The sequence below is a fragment of the Mesorhizobium sp. M1396 genome (assembly GCF_040317725.1).
GTDB lineage: Bacteria > Pseudomonadota > Alphaproteobacteria > Rhizobiales > Rhizobiaceae > Mesorhizobium.
This window is the reverse complement of sequence record NZ_JAMYLA010000122.1, coordinates 1-4,395: the sequence shown is the minus strand read 5'-3', so window position 1 is coordinate 4,395 and position 4,395 is coordinate 1. Positions and strand designations below refer to the sequence as shown.

Annotated in this window: 5 protein-coding genes; 4 read left to right on the top strand and 1 reads right to left on the bottom strand. The window is 64.8% G+C overall.

From position 1 onward, the window contains the following. The first annotated feature begins 132 nt into the window (after positions 1 to 132). From NKH02_RS34090 to NKH02_RS34080, 3 genes are all read left to right on the top strand, one after another. Positions 133 to 1,698 carry a sugar ABC transporter ATP-binding protein gene (locus NKH02_RS34090; protein WP_352871442.1) on the top strand — a complete coding sequence of 522 codons (1,566 nt, stop codon included), beginning with the start codon at positions 133 to 135 and terminating at the stop codon, positions 1,696 to 1,698. Further along, entirely contained in the window at positions 1,695 to 2,705 is a 1,011-nt protein-coding gene (locus NKH02_RS34085) for an ABC transporter permease (protein ID WP_352871444.1), read from the top strand. The genes NKH02_RS34090 and NKH02_RS34085 overlap by 4 nt, the downstream gene beginning before the upstream one ends. A gap of 83 nt (positions 2,706 to 2,788) precedes the next feature. Further along, complete coding sequence (locus NKH02_RS34080; RefSeq protein ID WP_352871445.1) at positions 2,789 to 3,049, top strand: hypothetical protein; 261 nt, start codon at positions 2,789 to 2,791, stop codon at positions 3,047 to 3,049. Positions 3,050 to 3,242: 193 nt separating this feature from the next. Here NKH02_RS34080 and NKH02_RS34075 read toward each other — a convergent pair whose 3' ends face one another. Then, on the bottom strand, positions 3,243 to 3,605 hold the full coding sequence (locus NKH02_RS34075) for a hypothetical protein (protein ID WP_352884220.1): 363 nt from the start codon (positions 3,603 to 3,605) through the stop codon (positions 3,243 to 3,245). 186 nt (positions 3,606 to 3,791) lie between these two features. Here NKH02_RS34075 and NKH02_RS34070 point away from each other — a divergent pair, with 186 nt between their 5' ends. Further along, complete coding sequence (locus NKH02_RS34070) at positions 3,792 to 4,094, top strand: hypothetical protein (RefSeq protein ID WP_352871447.1); 303 nt, start codon at positions 3,792 to 3,794, stop codon at positions 4,092 to 4,094. Positions 4,095 to 4,395 lie beyond the last annotated feature (301 nt).

Genomic DNA, 4,395 nt, shown 5'->3' with positions numbered 1-4,395 from the left:
AATCAGATGGCCTTCATATATGAATAAATTTCCCCGGACAGCCCTGCCTTGCGGGGGAGATGTCCGGCAGGACAGAGGGGGGTGTTCAAGCGCTGACAGGGGCTGGTATGAACCGCAATCCGGGAGCACCCCTTGTCGCCAGCTGAAGCCAACGCCCCATCGCCCATCCTGCTCGCCGTCGAGGGCATCACCAAGCGTTTTTCCGGCGTGACCGCGCTGAGCGATGTCTCGCTCGACATCCGCACCGGCGAAATCCTCGGGCTGCTTGGCGAAAACGGCGCGGGCAAGTCGACGCTGCTGAAGATCCTGTCGGGCGTCATGCCGCCCTCCAGCGGGCACATCATCTTCGACGGGGCCGATTATCAGCCATCGAGCCCGCAGGATGCCAAGCGGCTCGGCATCGTCACCATCTATCAGGAGCTCAGCCTGATCCCGACGCTGACGGTGGCGGAGAACATTTTTATCGGCCGCGCGCCGCTCGGTCCGCTCGGACTGGTCAGCTGGCGGCGCATGGAGCGAGACTCCCGCGACATCATCGCCCGCGTCGGCCTGTCGATCGATCCGACGACACCGGTTTCAGCGCTGTCGGTGGCCGAACAGCAGCTGGTCGAGATTGCCCGTGCGCTGTCGCTGAAAAGCCGGCTGATCATCATGGACGAGCCGACATCGGCGCTGACCGAGACCGAGGTGCAGCGCCTGCTGTCGATCATGGATCGGCTGCGCAAGGACAAGGTCGCCATCATGTTCGTCACCCACCGGCTGGAGGAGGCCTCCGCCATCTGCGATCGCATGACGGTGCTGCGCGACGGCAGGCTGGCCGGGCATCTTAACCGCGAGGGTGGGCCAATCGCGCTGCCCAGGATCATCGAAAAGATGGTCGGCCGGGCGGCATCGGAGCTCTATGCGCGGCCGACGCAGCGCGCGGTCGCCGGCGATGTCGTGCTGTCGGTGCGCGGCCTGCGCACCGTGCGCGATCCCGAGGCGCCGCACGCCATCGTGCTCGACGGTGTCGACATCGACCTCAAGGCCGGCGAAATCCTCGGCGTCGCCGGCCTTGTCGGCTCGGGCCGCACGGAACTGGCGCGCGCCATTTTCGGCGCCGACCGCATCGCGGCGGGTACGATCACGCTCGACGGCAAGCAAATAGCGCCGGCATCACCCGCCGATGCCATCGCGCTCGGCATCGGCCTGGTGCCGGAAGACCGCAAGCACCAGGCGATCTTTGCCGCACTCGGCATCCTGCCGAACTTTTCCGTCGCCTCGCTGGGCAGCTTCAGCAACGGCTTCGGCTTCATGGCCGAGCGGCGCGAGCGCGATGCGCTCGCCGGCTTCAGGAAGATGCTGTCGATCCGCATGGCTTCTGCCGAGCAGGCGATCGAGGGCCTGTCGGGCGGCAACCAGCAGAAGGTGGTCCTGGCACGCTGGCTGGCGCGCGATCCCAAGGTGCTGATCGTCGACGAGCCGACGCGCGGCGTCGATGTCGGAGCCAAGACGGAAGTGCACCAGATCCTGGTGCGGCTTGCGGCGCGCGGCATTGCGGTGATGATGATCTCGTCCGAACTGCCCGAGGTGCTGGCGGTTTCGGACCGCATCGTGACCATGCGCCGCGGACGCATCACCGGCGAGATGCCGGGCGTCGAGGCAAGCGAAGAAAGACTGATGGAACTGATGGCACTCGACCGCAAGGAGACACCATGAGCGTGGCGGAGGAACAGCGCGGCGGCATCAATTTCGCGCGGCTTTTGATGAGTTTCGGGCCGCTGCTGTTCCTGGTGGCTCTGATCGTCGTCTTCACCGTGCTGAAGCCGAGCTTCATGGACCCGATCAACCTGTTCAACATCACAAGGCAGATCTCGATCACCGGGCTGATCGCGCTCGGCATGACCTTCGTCATCCTGACCGCCGGCATCGACCTGTCGGTCGGCTCGCTGCTCGCCTTCTGCGGCATGGTCGCCGCCGTGGTGGCCAAGGGCGGCACCGCCAACACGCTGTCGCTGTCGACCTCCGGCACGCAAGGCTATGGCTGGTTCGCCGCGCTGCTCGCCGCCGTCGTTGTGGGGGCGGCGGCAGGCGGCGTGCAAGGGCTAGTCATCACCAGGCTGAAAGTGCCGCCCTTCGTCGTCACGCTGGGCGGGCTGACGGTGTTTCGCGGGCTGACGCTGACCATCTCCAATGGCGGCCCGATCTCGGGCTTCGACGCCTCGATGCGCTGGTTCGGCACCGGGCTGATCGGCCCCGTGCCGGTGCCGGCGCTCATCTTCGCGGCGGCCGCCATCCTGTGCCACATCGTGCTGCGCTACACGCGCTATGGCCGCGCCGTCTATGCCGTCGGCGGCAATGCCGAGGCGGCCCGCCTGTCAGGCCTGCGCGTCGACCGCATCCTGATCTCGGTTTACGTCATCGTCGGCTTCTTCGCCGGGCTCGCCGCCTTCGTGCTGTCGGCGCGGCTCAACTCATCCGAGGCGGTCGCCGGCATCGGCTACGAGTTGACGGTCATTTCGGCCGTCGTCATCGGCGGCACCTCGCTGTTCGGCGGCATCGGTTCGGTCGGCGGCACAGTGGTCGGCGCGGCATTGATCGGCGTGCTGCAGAACGGGCTGCAGTTCAACAACGTCTCCTCCTACACGCAAAGCATCGTCATCGGACTGATCCTGATCCTGGCGGTGGCGTTCGACCGGTGGCTGAAGTCGCGGGTGAGACGGTGAGAGAGGCGGGACGGGCGGCTACGCCGCCGGAGAGGCATTCGTCCAAGATGAGCAGGAAGTCATGAGGGCCCTTAGCCGAAAGGTTGGTAGGAAAGTCGATCAAGAGCATTGACAGCGGCGAGCCCGGATACGGAATTGGCATAAGCTTTTCCGATGAGGCGGGGACCACTGTAAATACCGAAGTGTCCGCACGTCTGGCGGATCACCATGCCAGATTGGTCGAACGTGTGACGATCACCAACGAGCAGGTGACCTTGCATCTCGCCGGCAACGGCTTTGTAGCCATTTCCTTGGATCGCGAGCGCTTCGCCGACGTGACCGAGGTGCGGGGCCTGGGTGGGTAGGGCGCCGAAGGCACCCGTCAGGCCCGGCGACGAACAAAGCGGCGATGGTTCCCGCGCCGGCCCTTATCCAGGTCTGAACTGTTGAGCGGGCAGTCTTGAACATTCCAAATCATGCACGTCGAACGATCGCCACCCGGGTGCAGTCTGGAAAGACAAGATAGCTGATGGAACCCGGAAATGGCTGGTCCAGTCCTCACGCCGCCTCGCGCGCCCAGAGCCGCTCGCTGTACCGCCGGAAGTAGCGCGCCACGAGCCGTTGCTGTTTGGCCCTGACGAGATCGGGCAGGCGCCGCTCCTGGCGCCAGCGCGGCATGTTGCGCCAGCAGGCGATGACGCGGGCGGCATCCTCGATGGCTTCCCCAGCCGATAGCGCGGGGCCGACCGCGGCCAGGAACAATATCTCCGACTGTTTCAGCTCGTCGATCATCGCCTTGTGCCTGATGTGATCCTGGCGGGCGTGGGCAATACCGTCGCGGCGGATGGTTTCGAAGGCTTCGAGCAGGGCTGGGCTGTCGCCGGTGTAACCGCAGGCGCGGGCGAAATCGGCGGCGTCCATCGTCACTCCCGGGCTTGATGTGGCGGTGGCTTACGCCTCCGACTCACATTTACGAGTTTATATAAGCATAACTCAAAAATATATAGAAGAAAAACATTTGGGAATGTTTGAAAACGGCGACTCGACTCCTGGCGCAAAACGCAGGAATATGCGAACAAATCAGGAACAAAAGACGAGGGAGGGGCGATGGCATTGCCGGGCAGGGAACCAACAATCGCGCATGTTGCCTCGATCTCGGTCGAGTGCGCCGATTGCGGCCGCAACCGTTGGTGGCGGCCCGATCAGTTGAAGCGGTTCGGAGTGACGGGCAATACGCCGCTGGCCGCATTGTCGGGCCGCATCGTCTGCTCAGCCTGCCGCGCCGACGGGCTGCCGGGAGCGACCGTTACGATCCAGGCGGCGTTCATCGACGAACGCCAGCGGGTGCGCAGCGAAGCGCGGATGCTGAGCGACCGGGAGGTGCCGCTGGAGGGGTCGCGGCGGGCTTGAGAGGGCGCTGGTTCTGCCTTCTCCCCTTGTGGGGGAAGGTGGATCGACGCGTAGCGTCGAGACGGATGAAGGGTGTTCCAGGGAACTCGACGTCTCGCCGCTATCGACCTCAGGAGTGTTCTGATGAAGTGGGACGCAAGATTTCCGGCGCCTCATTGCGTCCAGCACCCCTCATCCGTCTCGGCGCTGGCGCGCCGATCCACCTTCTCCCACAAGGGGCTAGCGTGCGCACACATTTGCTTCGGGTTGATTTTGCGAGGCGAGAACGAAGCCGTCTGTGATGGCGTTGAAGCGTCTGAGG